The following is an 18,039-nucleotide window of genomic DNA, read 5'->3' as shown; positions in this document are numbered from 1 at the left end:
CGGTCAGCACGGAAGGTATGGATATGAAGGTCGAGGATGTTCTCACCGCGGCAACGGATTCCATTTCGGTGCGCCGGGTCTACGCGGAGCCGATCGAACGGGATGGCATCACCGTCATTACGGCGGCGGCCGTGTCCGGGGGCGGGGGCGGTGGCGGTGGTACCGACGAGAACGGCCAGGGTGGTTCCGGCACCGGTTTCGGCCTGGGAGCCAAACCGGTCGGCGCCTATGTGATCCGGGGCGGCACGGTGAGCTGGCAACCCGCGCTCGATGTGAATCGGTTGATCGCGGTGCTCGGCTTCGTGGTGGTCGCCGGGCTGGCGTTCGGGGCGCGGCTGGCGAAACGAGGTTGACCGGTGCGCAGCACTGCCGTAACCGCGACACCGCTGCCGGTCGGGTCTGCCGTCGCCGCTCTGGCGCGCTGTCTGTTCCGGACCCTGATGCTCCTGTCGCGCAACCGGATTCGGGTGCCCGCCGGCAATCGCGGGCTGCGCCTCGGTTTCGCGGACGGGACCTCCGCCACGGTCTTCCGGGAGACCGTTATCGAGCGCCCCGCGCCTCGCGATCCGTGTGTCCTGGTGGTGAGGTTCGAATTGCGGGCGGTCCACGGTCGTGGTCATGCCTGGTTCCGCCGCGAGAGTCTGCTCAATACCTTGCTGTTCGCGGGCTTTCCCGGACTGATTTCCAAACTCTGGTTGACCGATGACCAGCGCGGCAGATATCGCGGCCTGTACGAGTGGGACGGGCCCGAATCCGCCGCCGCCTACGCTCGGGCGCTGTGGTGGGTGCTGGCATTGGTCAGTGTGCCGGGATCGATCGACTATCACGTGGTGCCGGGACCGCACCGCGCCGATCTGTTCGACGCGGTGCGCCGCGATGCCGCGGGTGCCGGGGCGCAATGGTGGCGGGTCACCGAGATCGGCTCGCTATCGGGTGGATGAACCGGTCGCGAGTACATGGCAAGGCTCCCACCGTGTTTCGGTGGGAGCCGGGGTCATGGCGCGCTATTCCGCGCCGGACGCCGATGCCGTCGTACCGGCCTCGGTGAGTTTGCCGAAGTCGAGTTTGACCAGCTGATCGGCGAGGTGGAAGTAGCGGTCGTCGTGGGTGATGACGATGACCGTCTTACCGCGCGCCTTCAACTCGGCCAGGATCTCGGTGTAGAACACATCGCGGAACTTGGGTTCCTGATCGGCGGCCCACTCGTCGAAGAGGTAGATCGCGCGATCCTCCAGCAGTGCGGTCAAGAGCGCCAGCCGCTTTCGCTGTCCCTGGGACAGGTCGATGGTGGAGAGCTTGCCGTCCTGGACGGTCACCTTGTGCGCGATCTGCAATTCCTCGAGGTAGTGCCGCACTTCGTCATCGATGCCGGGGCGATCGAAGCCGAGGTAGTCGTCGAAGAGATGGAAATCGGTGAAGATGGCCGAGGCGTTCTGCCGGAACCACTCGATATTCTCGTGGTCGATGCGTTCGCCATTGAGGCTGACCGTGCCCGAACGCGGCACGTACAGTCCGGTGATCAGCTTGGCGAGCGTGGATTTGCCGCTGCCGTTACCGCCGACGATGAAGGTGATCTGACCGGGTTCGAAGGTGAGATCGATTGGGCCCAAACGGAATCCGTCGCCCTCACCCGCCTCCGGCATCGCCATCATCGGCACCGGTCGGGTATCGCGCTTACCGTGGTCGACCCAGCGATGGCCGTTCACGTCCGGTCCGGTGGGATGCGCGCCGCGGCGCGGCGGCGGCGGCCCGCCGGGACGATGCGCCCCCGCGCCCCCGGGGTGACCACCCGGATGCGGCGGATGTCCGCCGGGTGCCTCACCCGGAAGAGTCGGCGCGCCTTCGGGATTCGCCGCCTCCGGCCGTCCGCCCGGATGCGGTCCGGTGCCCGGCGGCGGTCCGCCCGGCCCCTCGTCCATCGGTGAGCGCGCCTCGTACCGGTAGTTGTAGCTGACATTGGTCAGTTCCAGCCGAGCCTCGGTGGCCGCGGGCCGATCGCTGTACGGCAGCAGCGATTCATTGTGCGCGGTCTCCATCGAGAGGTTCATGCCGCGAATCTTGGCCAGCGCCACATCACCTCGCAGCAGATCCGGAATTCGGTGCATGAAGTTCTGCATCGGCATCGCCAGGAAGGTGGTGACCAGCACGTAGCCGACCATGACATCCTGGTGCACGCCAAGGGATTTGGCGACCACGAACAGGATCAGCGCCATGGTGGCGAGCTGCAAACCCTGTCCCAGCCCCTGTCCGATGGAGAACCGCGAACCGGCCTCCACATTCTGATCCCGCAGTGCCCGAGCCGATCCCAGCAGATGCCGGTCCATGAAATCCCTGCGCCGCCCGCGATGCAGCTTGAGTTCCTTGATGCCCAGCGTCACCGCCTGGAAGGAGCGCAGCAGTGCGTCATCGTTCTCGCGCGCCTCGCGGTAGAGCACCCGCACCCGCTTGAGAAACAGTTCGACGGAGGAGATTCCGATAATGGTGCCGACCAGCGTGATGGCGAAGATCGGTCCCGAGAGCACCACCAGGAAGATGAAGCAGCCGATGATGGTCGCCACATCGACGGCGATGCTCGGAATCGCGGTGACCGCCTGTGACAGCGATCGCACGTCCTCGGTCAGCGTGGCCATGAGCCGGTGCATGCCGAGTCGTTCCAGATGCTCCAGCGGAGCCGAGACGATGCCCGAGCTCAGCTCCGCGCGGAGCCGGTAGATGGCGTCCTGCGCCAGCCGCACCAGCAGCACCTGGGAGAGCACGCCACTCACCAGGATCACCAGACCGGTGGCCGCGAAGGCCCACACGGTCACCTGCGGATGCGGTTCGGGTGAGACGACCCCGCGGATCAGCGTCACCAGGTAGGTGTTGGCGGCGCCGCAGATCAGGCCGGCGGTGATGACGGCCGCGATCCGCATCCAGGAGATCGAGATGAGGAATCTGATGAGTTGCATGGCTTGCTCTCTGAAAGGTGCTGTGCGCGAAGATGATCAGCGGACGATGTCGAACAGGATGCCTTCGAGCGTTACACCCGGCGCGAAGGAGAACGCGACGCCGGTGGAGAGCGGCTTGGGCGAATCCGCCTGGCGCGCCATCTCTTCCAGCACGAAGATCAGCGAGACGCTCAGCATATTGCCGTAGCGCGCCAGCACGTCCCAGCTCACCGCGGCCTGTTCGACCGGGATGCCGAGCGATGCCGCGGACTGCTCGATGATCTTGGGTCCACCCGGGTGGATGGCCCACAGGTCGATATCGGACTTGTCGAGTCCATTGCGCCCCAGCACTTCCGAGACCACCGGGTCGACCCCGCGCAGAATGTACTGCGGCAGGCTCTCGGCGAGTTCGCAGGTGATGCCGTTATCGTTGACGCCAAGCACGATGCCGTCCTCGGCGTCGTCGAACAGGTAGCTGAAGCTGTCCCGGATGACGATCTTGCCGGGGGCGAGCTGCTGATGCGGCTGACCCGCGCCGATCACCACCGCCCCGCAGCCGTCGCCGAACAGGCTGTGCGTGATGACGTCATTGATGTCATCGTCGAAAACCGCGTTCACCGAACTGATTTCGATGCAGATGACCATGGCCTTCTTATCCGGATGGGCCCGGACGTAGTCCACGGCGGTGCGCATACCGTTCATGGCGGCGGCGCAGCCCATGAAGTTCACCACCACGCGGCCGACGGCGGGGGACAGCCCCAGCTGCTTGACCACGGCGACATCGACTCCGGGAGCGATGAATCCGGTGCTGGTGACGAAGACCAGCAGCCCGATCTGCGCGGCCGGATCGTCCAGCCCGGCGACCGCGCGCCGTGCCACATCGACCGCCAGCGGCGCGGCGTGCTCGTAGAACAGATTCATCCGCTCGCGAATGGTGGCGGGCTTGGAGCTGAACGGCAGGAACTCCTCGTCCAGCGGATCGATGGCCAGGCGGCGGGTGTCGATCCGGGTCTTCTGGTAGATCCGCGGAATGCGGGCCTGCTGCGCCGGATCGCTGAACCGCTCGGCGACCCGCTGGGCCGCTTCGCCCTGATCGATCACCGGCAGCGGGGAACCCGTTGCGATGCTTTCGATTACGCCGACGGTGGTCGGCGGCGCCGGCGGCAGTGCGGTGTCGATCCGCCCGTACCCGTGCTCGCCACCCGAAAGCCGGGCGATCGATACGGGCGCGGTGCCCCCCTCGTTGAATGTGATAGTCACGAAATTACTCCCCTTCTTTCAGTGAAAATGTGGCGCGCGACGGTCAACGGAATCGGTTCAGACCGTGCCGATTCCGGTGAAGCCCTGAACGGTGTAGACCGCGCAGGTCTTCAGTGCCGACGGCGCGAAGTGTTCGCGGAAGAAACCCCAGTTCCGTTCCTTGGCGTCGTCCGAGCGGGAAAACAGATAGATCGCGACCTGCTTCGGGAAACGATCGGTGAAGAAGCTCTTGGCGGGCAGCCATTCGACCCCGAATTTGGCTGCCTCCTCGCGCAATACGTCCTCGGTGGCGATATTGGCGAAACCGCTGCGCTGATAAGGCAATACGTGATGCACCCGGTGCGAGCTGAGCCCGGCGGACAGGAAGCAGTCGATATAGCGGTTGCCGATCACCTTGAGGTCGTAGGCCTGTTCGATCTGGTTGACGCCCCAGTCCTCGGTATTGGTCTCGATCTCCTCGACCTCTTCCTCGAAGTCGTGGCTGGCCACCACCAGGAAGGTGCTGATCCACAGTGAGATCACGAATTGCAGTGCCCAGGCCCAGAAGTCGCCCATCACCGTGAACAGGATGAGTTCGCCGAGCAGCAGGAAGCGCACGCCGAACGAGCCGATGAAGTGCGGCAGCGCCCCGCCCCAGGTGCCGTACATATCCTTGATGCCGACCTTGCGGGTCAGGCGGCATACGTCCAGCAGGCGGATGGTCATACCGGTGACGGTGTGCCCGAACTTGTGGATGGTGTGGATCGGCATCCGGTAGAGCCGGGGGATCCGCGTCATCATGGTGAAGACGTTCTTCTTGATGTCGACTTCACTCTGGGTGTGCGGGTGGTGCAGTAGCGCGTGCCCGTCCGCGGTGACGAAAGCCAGTGCGACGTAATTGAAGTCGAAGGCATTCGTATAGATCTTGTTCATGCCCTTCTGGGCGCGGTGGATGGCGTAGTGCCCGAAACCGGCCAGCGAGCTGCGCAGCAGCACCATGGCGATGACGAACACCGGCAGCGGCATCCAGCTGCGTTCGAACAGGCGCAGACCCTGGACGGCGAAGTACGAAATGGCAAGTACCGCAACGACAATGTTGAACAGGGTGTCCATCCGCTTGATGCGGGCGGCCAGTTCCGGCTCCTTGAGCCGCTTCTTGACCTGATGCAGCAGGTCGTCCTTGTTGTCGAAGGCGTACTTGGGGGTGTCCCGCCAGCTGTCGAAGCCCTCGGTGAACAGGAAGTCCGGCGCGTTCGCCTTGGGATGGATATCCTCCGGCAGCGCAACACGATTGAGCGCGTACCGCTCGATCAGCTTGCCGATGCCTTCCGGATTCTTGTGGTACGAACCGATAATCGAGGTGATATCCCGGTTTTTCGTTCGCCCGATGAAGAACTCACCGCCCGGATGCTTGGAAATCCAGTCGCTGAGGTCGTAGGCTTTACCGTTATAAACCCATACGTTCGATACCGGAGGGGGGCCATCGGGCGGAGGTTGACGGAGTTCCCGCTCCTCGATTTCTGGGCGGTCGTCGGTCGTCATCTCATTCCTCCATGTCTGATCGGCTGTCGGTTCGGCCGATCAGGTTCATCGCTGCCCCCGGAAAGCCATACGCACACACAGCGTTTGAGCGTTGTGTAGGTATCGTCTGTGCGGAGCCTTGCATTTCACTGAAAAACTTCTTAAGCGGCGTTTTCGTGGCGAAGCTTGCGTCGAGACGCGTCCGGTCCGGGACCGCGGACGGCAGTCATTGCCGCCGTTCCGCTTTCCCGGACCGGGTGGTGAGACTCGGTGACCGAGCCGATGCCGGCTAGCTGCCCGGCTTGACGACGGTGACCGGCTTGCCCCAGTTGGACAGGGTCAGGCTGACATTGCCGCCGTCCTTGGTGACGATGGCGCGAACCAGGTTCGGGCCGGTGCCGGGGGATGCGGCGCTGGACGGCAGCGGGGTGGCCGAGGCGGTCGGCGGCGCGACGTCCGCGATCCACAGCGTGATGGGCAGGACGCCGGCGGCCTGGCCGATGCGCGGCACGACCGGGTCGATGACCGCGGTGTCGATGGTGCCGGAGACCTTCACGGTGTTGACGCCGTTGATGGTTTCGCGGGATTCGACCTTCGGGTTCTTCACCTCGCCGATGACGTGCGCCAGGCCCTTGTCCTTGTCCAGGATGACGCCCGGATCGTAGATCTTCTCCGCGGGACCGACCGGTGCGTACTTGGTGCCGTCACCGGCGTACAGGGTCTTGTCCACGACCAGGAACTTGGTCTCGGTCCAGTTGGCGTCGCCCTCCTTGACCTTCACCTTTGCCTCGCCGACCGCCTGGCCGCTGCCCTGCGGCTGATTGGTGATATCGGCCTTGACGTAATCGACCGGCAGGTTCTCCAGGCCGGTGGCCTTGAGGTCCAGGTGCACGGACTGCAGCGTCTGGGTGGTGCGCGAGGATTCGGCGATGAGCTGACCGCCGTCGGGCAGCGGGCCGGTGGCGGGCGCGGCGGCCGAGGTGGTGGAGGAGCCGGAATCGGAAGAGGAGCAACCGGTTACGAGGGCGCCGAACAGGGCAGCCGCGGCGACCATGGCCGGAACAACCGCTCGTCGCCGCCGCGACCCGGAGATTCCTTGGGTAATCGAGTCAATCATGTACAACCCCCGAAGGTTCGTGACGGACAGCTGCCGCTGCCCGCGTCAGTATGCAGGACTTGATATGCGCAGCGCTCGATCGGGCGCTACATCCGGCATCCAACCAGCACCGCGTCCCGAGCGCCAAGGTTTTCCGTCCCGTAATCGGGAAACTGCTTCCGAGCGAAAAGGTTTGAGAGTGTTAACAGTAAATCCGCAAATTGTGCGCAAATTTTTCCGGACCGGTTTCATGTACCGATTCTGGGAGTTTCCTGGGACTGCGGGGTGCGCGCGCAACCCGGGGGTTACTGCCTCCGACCGTATGCTTGCGGAGTGTATGCCCAGAGAGTAACCTGCGTCACAATCGAATTGAGACCGAAGCGTATCACTTTCATCGCATAGGGGATTCAGTGAAGCCGACAACCCCGCGAAACCATTGGGGCACAGGGCTGCTCGCGGCCGCACTGCTGGTGCTCGCCGCCTCCGCCACGCCCGCACCGGCGACCGCGGCACCGGCCGACGGTGGCGCAACGTATGTGGCACTGGGGGATTCGGGCGCGGCGACCACCGGGGTACAGGACTTCGACGCGAGCGCACCGCTGCAATGCGCGCGATCCACCGCGAATACTCCGAAACTGGTCGCCCTGGAGTTGGGGCTGAGACTGGACGATCGCACCTGCAGTTCCGCGAAGATCCCGCATCTGACGACCTCGCAGGGCCCGGGCATCGCACCGCAGTTCGACGGCCTCGGGCCGAATACGACACTGGTGACAGTTCATATCGGCGCGAACGACGCCCAGATGACCAAGTACATCCTGACCTGTCATCTGGCCGGGCTGAAGCCGTGCGCGGATCCGGCCTGGGATGCCGATATCGACGGTATCGCGAGCGCGTATTCGAGCGCGCTGCATCGGATTTCGGTCCTCGCTCCGAATGCGAAGATCTACGTCGACGGCTGGCCCACCTATGTCCGCCCGGGCGGCTGCGCGGACCTGATCGGCCTGCGGCCCGAGGACGCGGTGCATATCCAGGCCGCGTTCGACCGTCTCGACGCCGTCGTTTCTCGTGCGGCCGCCGCGGCCGGTGCCGTCTATATAGACACCCGGCCCGAGTCGATCGGCCACGATATGTGCGCCCCCGCCGGGGCGCGCTGGTTCGAGCCGGTGCTCGCGACCCAGACCCTGGTGCCGTATCACCCCACGCTGGAGGGGATGCGCGGCGTCGCCGACATCATCGTGCGCGCGGTACGTGCCGACCGGGGTTGAGGTGAATCAGCGGATCAGTAGACCGGGCCGGTGTACTTCTCGCCCGGGCCCGCGCCCGGTGCGTCCGGATGCGCCGACGCCTCGCGGAACGCGCGCTGCAACGACTGCAGGCCATCGCGAATCGGTCCGGCGTGCGGGCCGAGGTACTCCACCGACGCGGTGACCAGACCGGCGAGCGCGGTGATGACCCGTCGCGCCTCGTCCAGATCCAGATGCGGGCTGGTCGAGGGATCGGCCTCGCCCAGGCCGAGCTTCTCGGCGGCCGAACTCATCAGCATGACGGCGGCGCGGCTGATGACCTCCACCGCCGGGATATCGGCCAGCTCGCGCACGACCTCACCGTCGATGAGGGCCGACTCCTGTTCGTGTAGTGCCTCGCTCATGCCCTAGATCTTGGCATCGACCGGGTTGCCGCTGGTCCAGGGGGCGGCCGATTCGGAGCTACGGCGATGGGCTGTTAGACTCTTCTGCGACGACCGTCCCGGAGCGTTGCATGCTGTCAATCTTCATGTAATCACCCGGGGCATCAAGTGGAGCCCGACTCCCACCGTCCGCCGATCTTCGAATCAGGCTAACGGTTCCGGTCGCCCATCCTTTACCGGATGGGTATCTGTATAGGTTCGCCCTGTACAGGTGCGATGCGAGTTGTTTGCGTCGTGGATCGGTCGACTCGGGCCCCGTGTTGGAGAAATACCAACCCGGGGCTTTCGTGTTGAAATTGGGGTTGCAGTTATTGCTTGCGGTCGTTGACGAACCGCTTGACCTAGGAGGCCCCATCAGCACTGAGACTCGCATCAACGATCGCATCCGCGTACCCGAGGTCCGCCTCATCGGACCGGGTGGTGAGCAGGTCGGGATCGTGCGTGTTGAAGATGCACTACGCGTCGCCATGGAGGCTGACCTCGACCTGGTCGAGGTCGCACCGGACGCGCGTCCGCCGGTATGCAAGATCATGGACTACGGCAAGTTCAAGTACGAGACCGCGCAGAAGGCGCGTGAATCTCGGAAGAACCAGGTCCAGACCGTGATCAAGGAGCAGAAGCTCCGCCCGAAGATCGACGACCACGACTACGAGACCAAGAAGCGCAACGTCGTTCGCTTCCTCGAAGCCGGCTCGAAGGTCAAAGTCACGATCATGTTCCGCGGTCGTGAGCAGTCGCGCCCCGAACTCGGGTTCCGGCTGTTGCAGCGATTGGCCTCCGACGTCGCCGATCTCGGTTTCGTCGAAACTTCGGCCAAGCAGGACGGCCGAAACATGACCATGGTCCTCGCACCCCACAAGGGCGCGAAGACGCGGGTGAAGGCGCAGAACGAAGCCAGCTCGGCGCCGCAGCGCAGCAGTGCGCCCGCGGCCGCGGCTCCGGCTGAGGCTCCGGCCACCGAGGTCGCGGCGGCTCCGGCCGAAGCGCCGGGTGCCGAGGCTTCGGCGGCCACCCCGCAGCAGTAATAACGATCAGGCTCCGGCGGCGCGCTCACGCGCGCCTTCGGGACGAGACAGATAGAGGAATCCATGCCGAAGATGAAGAAGCACAGCGGTGCCTCGAAGCGATTCAAGGTGACCGGCAGTGGCAAGCTCCGTCGTGAGCAGGCCAACCGCCGCCACCTGCTCGAGCACAAGTCCTCTCGCCGGACGCGCCGTCTGGAAGGCACGGAGGCCGTCGCCACGGTTGACGTTCCCCGCATCAAGAAGCTGCTCGGTCTCTGAGACCCGCACAGCAACTCGCGTTCTCGAACGCCACCCCGACCCACTCCGGGCGCGACCGCAGCGCCCGCCGAATCGATCAAGGACTGACAAGTGGCACGCGTCAAAAGGGCCGTAAACGCTCAGAAGAAGCGCCGTTCCGTACTCGAGGCATCCAAGGGCTACCGCGGCCAGCGCTCGCGGCTGTACCGCAAGGCCAAGGAGCAGCAGCTCCACTCGCTGACCTACGCGTACCGCGACCGCCGCGCGCGCAAGGGTGACTTCCGCAAGCTGTGGATCGCTCGTATCAACGCCGCCGCGCGTCTGAACGACATCACCTACAACCGCTTCATCCAGGGCCTCAAGGCCGCGGGTGTCGAGGTCGACCGCAAGATCCTGGCCGAGCTGGCCGTCTCCGACGCCGAGGCCTTCGCCGGTCTCGTGGCCGTCGCCAAGGCTGCCCTGCCTGCCGACGTCAACGCCCCGGCTGCCTAAGCCCTGCGTGACGACACAGCAGAATTCGGAACGACCCGTGGAAGCGCTCTCCGAGCGCAACCCGCGGGTCGTTTCGGCCGTTAAGCTGCACCGCGCGCCGGTGCGCCGCAAGTCCGGCCTGTTTCTCGCCGAGGGCGCGAATTCGGTTGAGGCGGCCCTGGATACGGATCGGGTGGAAGAGCTCTTCTATTCGCTCAAGGCCGCCAGCCGCGAAACCGAATTGGTCGCCGGCGCCGCCGCGAACGGTGTACGCACCACGCTGGTCAGCGATCGCGCCGCGGAAGCGCTGGGGGAGACCGTGACTCCGCCCGGACTGGTCGCGGTCTGCCGCCAGGTCGATGTGCCGATGACCGAGGTGCTCCGTGCCGCGCCGAGCCTGCTCGCCGTGCCCGTCGGCACGGCCGATCCCGGCAATGCGGGCACCCTCATTCGAGTCGCCGATGCGGTGGGCGCGAATGGCGTTGTGCTGGCCGGTGATTCGGTGGATCCGCACAATGGCAAATGCGTGCGCGCCGGAGCGGGCAGCCTGTTCCATCTGCCGATCGCGCGTCAGCGCGATACCGAGAAGGTGCTGTCCGCCTTGGAAGCCGCTGGCATCACCATCCTGGCCACCACCGCCAAGGGTGAGGTCGACCTCGACGAGGCCGATGACATCCTGCGCGGCCCGGTCGCCTGGCTCTTCGGCAATGAGGCACACGGACTGGACCGGGAGATCGCCGAGCGCGCGACCCATCGCGTCCGCATTCCCATCCACGGCCGCGCCGAAAGCCTGAATCTGGCTGCCGCGGCGTCGATCTGCCTCTACGCCAGCGCGCGCGTGCAGCACGCCGCTCGGCGCTGATCGATTTCTGATCGCGGGTCCCGTCCGGTTCGGGCGGTCCCGCGATTCGGTGTGCTGGGTGATAGCCCTTAATGTTGTCCGGTGACTTCGCCCAGTACTCTGCGCTCCGGTGCGCTTTCCCTGGCATCCAGTGTGGTGATCGGGGTGGCCTCGGCCGGACCCGCGTACAGCATTACCGCGACGCTCGGCCTCGTGGTCGCGGCGGTCGGACTGCAATCGCCGATCATCGTGGTGCTGGCGTTCATTCCCATGCTGCTGGTGGCCATCGGGTACCGGGATCTCAATGCGGTGGAACCGGATCCGGGGACCACGTTCGTCTGGGCCACGCGCGCTTTCGGGCCGTTCACCGGATGGATGTCCGGGTGGGCGATCGTGGTGTCGGATCTGCTGGTGATGGCTAGCCTGGCGCAGATCAGTTCGCAGTACACCTTCCATCTGTTCGGGGCGCACGGCATCGGCGCGGATGCGACCAACCCCCGGGTGCTGTTGCTAGGAATTGTCTACCTCGTGGTCATGACCGCGATCGCGGTGTACGGGATCGATGTGTCGGCTCGGCTGCAATCCTGGCTGCTGACGGTCGAATTCGGGATGCTGGTCGTGTTCTCGGTGGTGGCGCTGGTGCGCGTCGGGATCGGCAATGCCCCGGAGGGGGCGCATATGCCGGAATGGTCCTGGTTCAACCCCTTCGAGATCGGGTCGTTCTCGGACTTCGTCACCGCCATGCTGCTGATGGTCTTCATCTACTGGGGCTGGGATTCGGCGGTCGCGGTGAATCAGGAGACCGTCGATCCGCGGCATACTCCGGGCCGGGCGGCGGTGCTGTCCACCGTCACGCTGGTCGCGCTGTATCTGCTGGTGACCGTTGCCGGGCAGGCGTTCGTCGGCGCGGGCACCGAGGGGCTCGGACTCGCCAATCCCGATCACGTCGACGATGTGCTGGGCGCGCTGGGTAATGCGGTATTCGGCGCGGGGCCGGTCGGTTCGGTGCTGGTGCATCTGCTGTTCCTGATGGTGCTCACCTCGGCGGCGGCGTCCACGCAGACCACGATTCTGCCGACCGCGCGCGCCACCTATTCGATGGCGCTGCATCACGCGCTGCCCGCCGCGTTCGGGCGGATTCATCCGCGCTTCCGGACGCCGGTGTTCTCCACGATCGTGTTCGGCGCGGTATCGGTGGTGTTGTACGCGGGCCTGAATTTCGCCTCGGGCGGGCGGCTCATCGCGGAGGCGGTGACGGCGATCGGTATTTCGATCGGGCTGTACTACGGGCTCACCGGCCTCAGTTGCGCCTGGCTGTATCGCGACCGGTTCGCCTCCAGCCCACGGGATTTCATCATGAAGGGGGTGCTGCCCGCACTGGGCGGCTTCGCCCTGTTGTTCGCGGCCGGATGGACCGCGGTGACCTCGTGGTTCAGCGCGATCTTCGTACTGGGTGTTGGCACGCTGCTGCTCGGCATTCCCATCTACCTGGTGCTGGCGCGCATGATGCCGCCGTTCTTCCGGGGTGAGGTGCTGGCGCGGCAACTGCCCGAGCCGACCGAGCAGATCATCGAGGCCGACGCGCCCGCCGCCGAGGCCGAATCGCCCACGCGCGGCTGAGGCGAACCGCTACAGTTCCTCGGCCTCGAAGCAGGTGAGAATCTCGGTGGCCCAAGGGGTTTCGATCGCCTCGGGTCCGACCACCTGCATGGCCGCCATATCGGTGAGCAGCATGCCGGTGGCGATGAATCCGCCGGCCTCGCTCGCCGACGCCCCGGTCAGATCGCGGACCAGCTGGTAGATTTCGCCGAACCGTTCGCGCATGACCGGGCCGATCGCCGGATCATTGCTCGCGGAGAAGCCGTGCAGCATGACGCGCGGTATATCGCGCTCGGTGAGCAGGACCTTGTAGGCGTCGCCGAGATTCTCCAGCGCTTCCCTGGTGGTCGCATCGGGCAGGGTCTGTTCGGCCGCGGCCCGGAACAGCTCCTCGATGCGATCGCAGACCTGGCGCAGCGCGGCTAGGAAGAGCTGCTGTTTGGTGCCGAAGAGCCGGATGACATACGGCTGCGATACCCCGGCGCGGCGTGCGATCTCATCGGTTTTGGTTGCGGCATAACCGGATTCGGCGAAGGCGGTGACGGCGGCCGCGAGTACCTGCTCGCCGCGTTCGCCGGCGGTCATGCGTGTTCTCGCCATGGCTGTGAGCCTCCTCGTCAGTGGCGGGCCGGATGCACCATTGACATGTTATCAGTCGATGCATACTCTCTAGTTATCAGTCGATTACAACTAGGGAACCGGATATGACTGAAGTACTCGAAACACCCGCTGCGCAGCCGGTTTCCGGTGTGCGCACGCCGCCGCTGGCGGCGGTGCTGGCTGCCGTCGGCATCCCGATGTTCATGGTCACGCTCGACAATCTGGTCGTGACCAACGCGCTCCCGGTGATTCGCACCGAGTTGAACGCCTCGCTCAGCGATCTGCAGTGGTTCATCAACGCGTACACGCTGTCATTCGCCTCGCTGCTGCTCACCGCGTCGGCGCTGGGGGACCGGCTGGGTCGTCGCCGCCTGTTCCTGATCGGCATCGCGGTATTCACCGCCGCGTCGGCGGCCTGCGCCATGGCGACCGAGCCGTGGATGCTGATCCTGTTCCGCGCGCTGCAGGGTTTCGGCGGTGCGGCGGTCATGCCGCTCTCGCTGACGCTGCTCTCGGCGCATGTCCCGGAGAAGATGCGCAGTGCCGCCATCGGTATCTGGGGCGGTATCACCGGTCTCGGCGTCGCACTCGGCCCGGTGGTCGGCGGCGCGGTCGTGGACGGCCTGAGCTGGCAGTGGATCTTCTGGCTGAACGTGCCGATCGGCATCCTCGCACTGCCGTTCGTGGCTCGCGTGCTGAGTGAATCCTATGGCGGCGCAAGGCGTTTGGATGTGCTCGGCCTGCTGCTGTCCGCCGGTGGCGTGCTCGCGGTGGTGTGGGGCGTCGTGCACGGTGCGGATGACGGCTGGACTTCCGCCCCGGTGCTGAGCGGTCTGCTCGGCGGTGCCGCTTTGCTCGCGGCGTTCGTGGTGTGGGAATTGCGGGTCGCCGAGCCGATGCTGCCGCTGCGCCTGTTCCGCTCGCGCGGTTTCAGCGCCATCAACACCGTCAATTTCGCGTTCTCGCTCGGCGTCTTCGGCTCGATCTTCCTGCTGTCGCAGTACTTCCAGGTCGTGCAGGGCTATACGCCGCTGGAATCCGGTATCCGCACCATGCCGTGGACCATGGCTCCGATGGTGGTGGCTCCGATCGCGGGCCTGTTGGTCGACAAGGTCGGGCCGCGAGTGCTGGTCGTGGTCGGCCAGGTCTTCCTCGCCGCGGCCCTCGGCTGGATGGCGCTGATCGCCGAGGTCGACGTCTCGTACAGCTCGTTCGTGCTGCCGTTCATTCTCGGTGGCGTCGGCATGGGCTTGACCTTCGCGCCGGCGTCCACGGTCGTCATGGCCAGCGCATTCGAGGAGGATCGCGGAATGGCCTCGGGCACCAGCTCGACCGTGCGTGAGGTCGGCGTCGCCATGGGTGTCGCGGTACTCGCCTCGGTCTTCGCCTCCCGGGGCGGCTACGGCACCCCGCAGACCTACGTCGACGGTCTGGCCCCCGCCGTGGCGGTCGGTGCGGCCATCGTCGCGGTCGGTGCGCTCATCGCCACCCTGATCCCCGGGCGCAAGGCCATCGCCGCCGAACTCGGCGACGGCGCAACCGAACTCGTGCACTGAACAGATAGCGGACCGAACCGGTCCCCATATCGCGATTCACCCCTCCCGATCCGTTATCAGGAGGGGTGAACTCGTATCCGGGCCGCCCCGTAACCAGGGTGAAGGATTGGAGCCCTCATGAATCAGGCTGCCGTGGCCCGGCTTTACCTCAGGATCTTTCTGTTCACCGCCATCCCATTCGGTGTATTGATCGGTCTGTACGACTCGATCACCTTCGCCCGCACCACTTCCGCGATACTCGGCGGCATCATTGCGGGCGTGATCTTCGGTGCCCTCATCGCAGCCTTCGGCGGTACCCGGCAGGTGCGTGCCGCACGGGCGGCAGTGCACACCGACGCCTCCGATCCGGGCCTGTCCCAGCGCGCCCGCATCCACCTGCCGCGCTCACCCCAGCAGTCCTACGCCCTGGCCCAACAGGTGCTGCGCTCACTCCCCGCGCGCATCACCACCGAAGACGCCGCCACCGGACGAATCACCGCGCAGACCCCGATGTCCTGGCAGACCTTCGGCGAAACCCTCACCATCACAGTCGAATCCGATACCCCCGACACCTCGTCGGTCCTGATCGAAAGCCACCCCCGCCTCCGCTTCACCGCCGTCGACTACGGCACCGGCCGCCACTACGTCGAACGCATCGCCGCCACCCTCATCGATCTCGCCGCGCGGGGGCGCGCTCGACCGCGGTAGTGGTGCCTGCCTTCGGGACAATGTCGTTGGGTTGTTCCCTCGGTTCGTCACGGAACGCGCGATAGGCTGGCTGCCTGGTCGCGCAGACTGATCCGAGGTCGAATCCGGTTGGATCGGAAACTGTAAACACCACCCTCGCAATGGGTTCGGTGACCCGGCTGACTCCTGCCACGCGAAGAGCGCAGTGGCCTATTCGATGTCGTCGTCCGAGTACGGCGCATGTCGTTCCGATCTGCCCCGGAGACACTCTCGATGAGTCCGCCGGGGCATTTTCATGCCCGAAATGAGTGTGATCCATGGCCCCGCAGCCGAATTCGCCCGATCCCTCCGGTACCGACGGCAAAGTCCCCCCTGCCGCTTCACATTCCGGCTTCGGAGGTCAAATCGGTTCCGGTCAATCCCAGTCGACTCACGGTCTCGGCAGTGCCGTCAGTCCCGTACAGAATTCGACGACTCCCGAGAAACCGGCAACGACTGCTCAGGACCCCGCGATCCTGAACCTCCTGTACCCGGGCATCAACCTTCCCAAGCCCAAAGACGAACAGCCGCAACGGCCTTCGGAAAAGGATATTCCGGCATACAACCCGAATACCGTCGGCCTCGTTCCGCCCGCTGCGCAACCCGCACACACCCTGCACAGCTATGACCCGAGCACCGGTGCGCAGGCCGATGTCACCATCCCCGCCCAAAAGCCCGCTGCCGCCAGCGATCCCTACGCGGCATCGAAGGTCCGTCTCGCCGATGTCAACGGCCAGCCCCGATATGCGGTCTTGAACGCAGCGGGCGAATACCTGTTCACCATCGATGCCAACGGTAACCGGGTAACCCCTGCGAACCAACCGAACAGTGCCGACTCGACCAAGGGTCTCGGCGTGGGTGCCGGCGCCGCATTGGCCACTGGCGCAACTCAATTGGGGACCGCGGAGGCCGCGGGTCTCACCGGAGCCGAGCTCGGTGCCATGGTGCTCGAAGGCGCCGAACTGGGCGGCGCGATCGGTGCGGTCGGCGGTGAAGGCGTGGGCGCCGCCCCCGGCGCGGTAATCGGCGCTGCCGCGAGTCTCGTTGTGGGCCTCGGCCTCATGGCGGGCTACTGGTATGAGAACCACAACCGGACCAAGCCGACGCCGACCCCGGATGAGCGGGTCGACCCCAACTCATTGCCGGATACCACCTATCCCACTCCGAACGGCGGTCTTCAGCCTCAGCAGAACGTCGCGCCCCCTGTCGATCCCAGCGTTCGGCCGACTCCGTCCGATGACCCGGACACCGTACAGACACGGATTCTTTTCCCCAGCGCTGTGCCCGGCCAGCCAGGAGTGCCGGTCGAAGGAATGGCATGGCAAGGAAACCAGTTGGTTTGGCCAAAGGGAAACCCGGCTGGAATGCGACCCGGCTTTGCGGCAGATCCCAACCGGCCGAACAAGATCAGTCTATCCGCCGATCTTTTCCTGCTGAAAACCTGGTCGGGGAAATTGGAAGACGTCGATGAAAAGTATCGACCGAAACTCGCCGCGCTGATCGCTTCGATCGCCGCCGCGCAAGGGGTTCGAGATGCGCTGCTCGCTGGAATTGTGACATTGGCTGGAACTCCAGGTGTCGATGCAGATATCAACGAACTCACAAATGGGACGGCGCGACTGAATGCGGAGCTCAAGAGGCTCAGGGACCGAGGGCAGGGGGCAGCCGCAGATCTCTTGAATAAGGCTGTCGGTGCTTGGTGGAAGGCGGTCGCACCGGTTGACGATGCCAAAGAATTGCTTGGCCACGCAGGTGCGATAGCGGTATTGGAAACCGATGGCTGGGAGGTGAATACTCGGACCAAGGGTGGTAATAAGCACGATCTCGTCGCCTTCAAGAACGGTCAGTTGATGATCGTCGAGACCAAGGGCGGAATCCCGGGCAAACCCAGGGTCGGCAACGCGTCGATTCCGGATGGAGCCGGCGGAAACTACCTCGGTGAGCAGATGACCGATCCCTACCTGTGGTACAAGCTCAAACAGGATGCGGCCAACGATCCTGAATTCAAACAGTGGCTCATCGATCGCGGAATGCTGGAGGCGGTGGAGGCCGAAGACGCGTCGAAGATCGGCTACCGGCTGATCAAAACCGATACCAACGGCAAAATCCAGATCTACGGCTCCACGCAGGAGAAAGCGGCGGACAGCACCGTCTCCGACAGTGATATCAACAAGACAACCGGCACACCACCGGGAACACCCGAAGGCGAAGGCAACGGTGGTCCTACCTTGCACGGTGTCGCCTTGCCGATGCCCGTCGCATTCGATGCACCTGCGGTCGGTACGGTCGGGCCTTGGATCACAGATGTATCCCGGACACTGTCGGCGACGCTGAAGTCCCTGTCGGCGCTGATCCCGCCCATTTCACCGATCCCCGCGCCGCAGGTTCGGGCGAGCGGTGCAGAGCCTGCGCCCGCAGCCAACTTGGCCTTGCACATCTCATATCCTGCACAGTCATACGCCGATCGGGCCGAGACCGGGAAGGTCCTCGGTTATGGCGCACGGATTTTGAAGTAGAGCTCAATTCGGTGACTCC

17 protein-coding genes are annotated in these 18,039 nt (G+C 65.1%); 11 read left to right on the top strand and 6 right to left on the bottom strand.

The window, feature by feature from the left end; genetic code table 11:
- The first annotated feature begins 23 nt into the window (after positions 1 to 23).
- Both AB0L82_RS29385 and AB0L82_RS29380 read left to right on the top strand, forming a co-directional pair.
- Positions 24 to 353 carry a sporulation protein gene (locus AB0L82_RS29385; protein ID WP_364643194.1) on the top strand — a complete coding sequence of 110 codons (330 nt, stop codon included), beginning with the start codon at positions 24 to 26 and terminating at the stop codon, positions 351 to 353.
- 3 nt (positions 354 to 356) lie between these two features.
- Positions 357 to 941, top strand: a complete 585-nt coding sequence (locus AB0L82_RS29380) for a hypothetical protein (RefSeq protein ID WP_364643192.1) — start codon at positions 357 to 359, stop codon at positions 939 to 941.
- 63 nt (positions 942 to 1,004) lie between these two features.
- Here AB0L82_RS29380 and AB0L82_RS29375 read toward each other — a convergent pair whose 3' ends face one another.
- From AB0L82_RS29375 to AB0L82_RS29360, 4 genes are all read right to left on the bottom strand, one after another.
- The gene (locus AB0L82_RS29375; protein WP_364643190.1) at positions 1,005 to 2,948 is read right to left on the bottom strand and encodes an ATP-binding cassette domain-containing protein; all 1,944 of its coding nucleotides are present in this window, start codon (positions 2,946 to 2,948) and stop codon (positions 1,005 to 1,007) included.
- A gap of 36 nt (positions 2,949 to 2,984) precedes the next feature.
- Positions 2,985 to 4,145, bottom strand: a complete 1,161-nt coding sequence (locus AB0L82_RS29370; protein ID WP_364644183.1) for a 3-oxoacyl-[acyl-carrier-protein] synthase III C-terminal domain-containing protein — start codon at positions 4,143 to 4,145, stop codon at positions 2,985 to 2,987.
- 99 nt (positions 4,146 to 4,244) lie between these two features.
- The gene (locus AB0L82_RS29365) at positions 4,245 to 5,708 is read right to left on the bottom strand and encodes a fatty acid desaturase (protein ID WP_364643189.1); all 1,464 of its coding nucleotides are present in this window, start codon (positions 5,706 to 5,708) and stop codon (positions 4,245 to 4,247) included.
- A gap of 268 nt (positions 5,709 to 5,976) precedes the next feature.
- The gene (locus AB0L82_RS29360; protein ID WP_364643187.1) at positions 5,977 to 6,804 is read right to left on the bottom strand and encodes an LppX_LprAFG lipoprotein; all 828 of its coding nucleotides are present in this window, start codon (positions 6,802 to 6,804) and stop codon (positions 5,977 to 5,979) included.
- Between the two features lie 389 nt (positions 6,805 to 7,193).
- On the opposite strand from AB0L82_RS29360, the gene AB0L82_RS29355 reads away from it, so the two are divergent.
- Positions 7,194 to 8,048 carry an SGNH/GDSL hydrolase family protein gene (locus tag AB0L82_RS29355; RefSeq protein WP_364643185.1) on the top strand — a complete coding sequence of 285 codons (855 nt, stop codon included), beginning with the start codon at positions 7,194 to 7,196 and terminating at the stop codon, positions 8,046 to 8,048.
- Between the two features lie 14 nt (positions 8,049 to 8,062).
- Here AB0L82_RS29355 and AB0L82_RS29350 read toward each other — a convergent pair whose 3' ends face one another.
- A complete protein-coding gene (locus tag AB0L82_RS29350) occupies positions 8,063 to 8,431 on the bottom strand; it encodes a DUF1844 domain-containing protein (RefSeq protein ID WP_364643183.1) in 369 nt (122 codons plus the stop codon).
- Positions 8,432 to 8,772: 341 nt separating this feature from the next.
- On the opposite strand from AB0L82_RS29350, the gene infC reads away from it, so the two are divergent.
- From infC to AB0L82_RS29325, 5 genes are all read left to right on the top strand, one after another.
- Entirely contained in the window at positions 8,773 to 9,495 is a 723-nt protein-coding gene (gene infC / locus AB0L82_RS29345; RefSeq protein ID WP_364644180.1) for a translation initiation factor IF-3, read from the top strand.
- A 63-nt stretch (positions 9,496 to 9,558) separates the two neighbouring features.
- Positions 9,559 to 9,753 (top strand): 50S ribosomal protein L35, encoded by a 195-nt coding sequence (rpmI, locus tag AB0L82_RS29340; protein WP_330181812.1) that lies wholly within the window; start codon positions 9,559 to 9,561, stop codon positions 9,751 to 9,753.
- Between the two features lie 90 nt (positions 9,754 to 9,843).
- On the top strand, positions 9,844 to 10,224 hold the full coding sequence (rplT, locus tag AB0L82_RS29335; protein WP_043650578.1) for a 50S ribosomal protein L20: 381 nt from the start codon (positions 9,844 to 9,846) through the stop codon (positions 10,222 to 10,224).
- Between the two features lie 37 nt (positions 10,225 to 10,261).
- Complete coding sequence (locus AB0L82_RS29330) at positions 10,262 to 11,065, top strand: RNA methyltransferase (protein ID WP_364643181.1); 804 nt, start codon at positions 10,262 to 10,264, stop codon at positions 11,063 to 11,065.
- 81 nt (positions 11,066 to 11,146) lie between these two features.
- On the top strand, positions 11,147 to 12,664 hold the full coding sequence (locus AB0L82_RS29325; protein WP_364643179.1) for an APC family permease: 1,518 nt from the start codon (positions 11,147 to 11,149) through the stop codon (positions 12,662 to 12,664).
- A gap of 9 nt (positions 12,665 to 12,673) precedes the next feature.
- Here the strand turns inward: AB0L82_RS29325 and AB0L82_RS29320 are convergent, their stop codons facing one another.
- Positions 12,674 to 13,243: a TetR/AcrR family transcriptional regulator gene (locus AB0L82_RS29320; protein WP_364643177.1), complete on the bottom strand. Its 570-nt coding sequence runs from the start codon at positions 13,241 to 13,243 to the stop codon at positions 12,674 to 12,676.
- 104 nt (positions 13,244 to 13,347) lie between these two features.
- Here AB0L82_RS29320 and AB0L82_RS29315 point away from each other — a divergent pair, with 104 nt between their 5' ends.
- From AB0L82_RS29315 to AB0L82_RS29305, 3 genes are all read left to right on the top strand, one after another.
- Complete coding sequence (locus AB0L82_RS29315; RefSeq protein WP_364643175.1) at positions 13,348 to 14,799, top strand: MFS transporter; 1,452 nt, start codon at positions 13,348 to 13,350, stop codon at positions 14,797 to 14,799.
- 117 nt (positions 14,800 to 14,916) lie between these two features.
- Positions 14,917 to 15,486, top strand: a complete 570-nt coding sequence (locus AB0L82_RS29310) for a hypothetical protein (protein WP_364643173.1) — start codon at positions 14,917 to 14,919, stop codon at positions 15,484 to 15,486.
- A 296-nt stretch (positions 15,487 to 15,782) separates the two neighbouring features.
- Positions 15,783 to 18,020, top strand: a complete 2,238-nt coding sequence (locus AB0L82_RS29305; RefSeq protein ID WP_364643171.1) for a hypothetical protein — start codon at positions 15,783 to 15,785, stop codon at positions 18,018 to 18,020.
- Positions 18,021 to 18,039: the final 19 nt, after the last annotated feature.

The sequence above is a fragment of the Nocardia sp. NPDC052001 genome, assembly GCF_040680615.1.
In the GTDB taxonomy this organism is placed as follows: Bacteria; Actinomycetota; Actinomycetes; order Mycobacteriales; family Mycobacteriaceae; genus Nocardia.
This window is presented reverse-complemented; position numbering and strand designations above follow the sequence as displayed.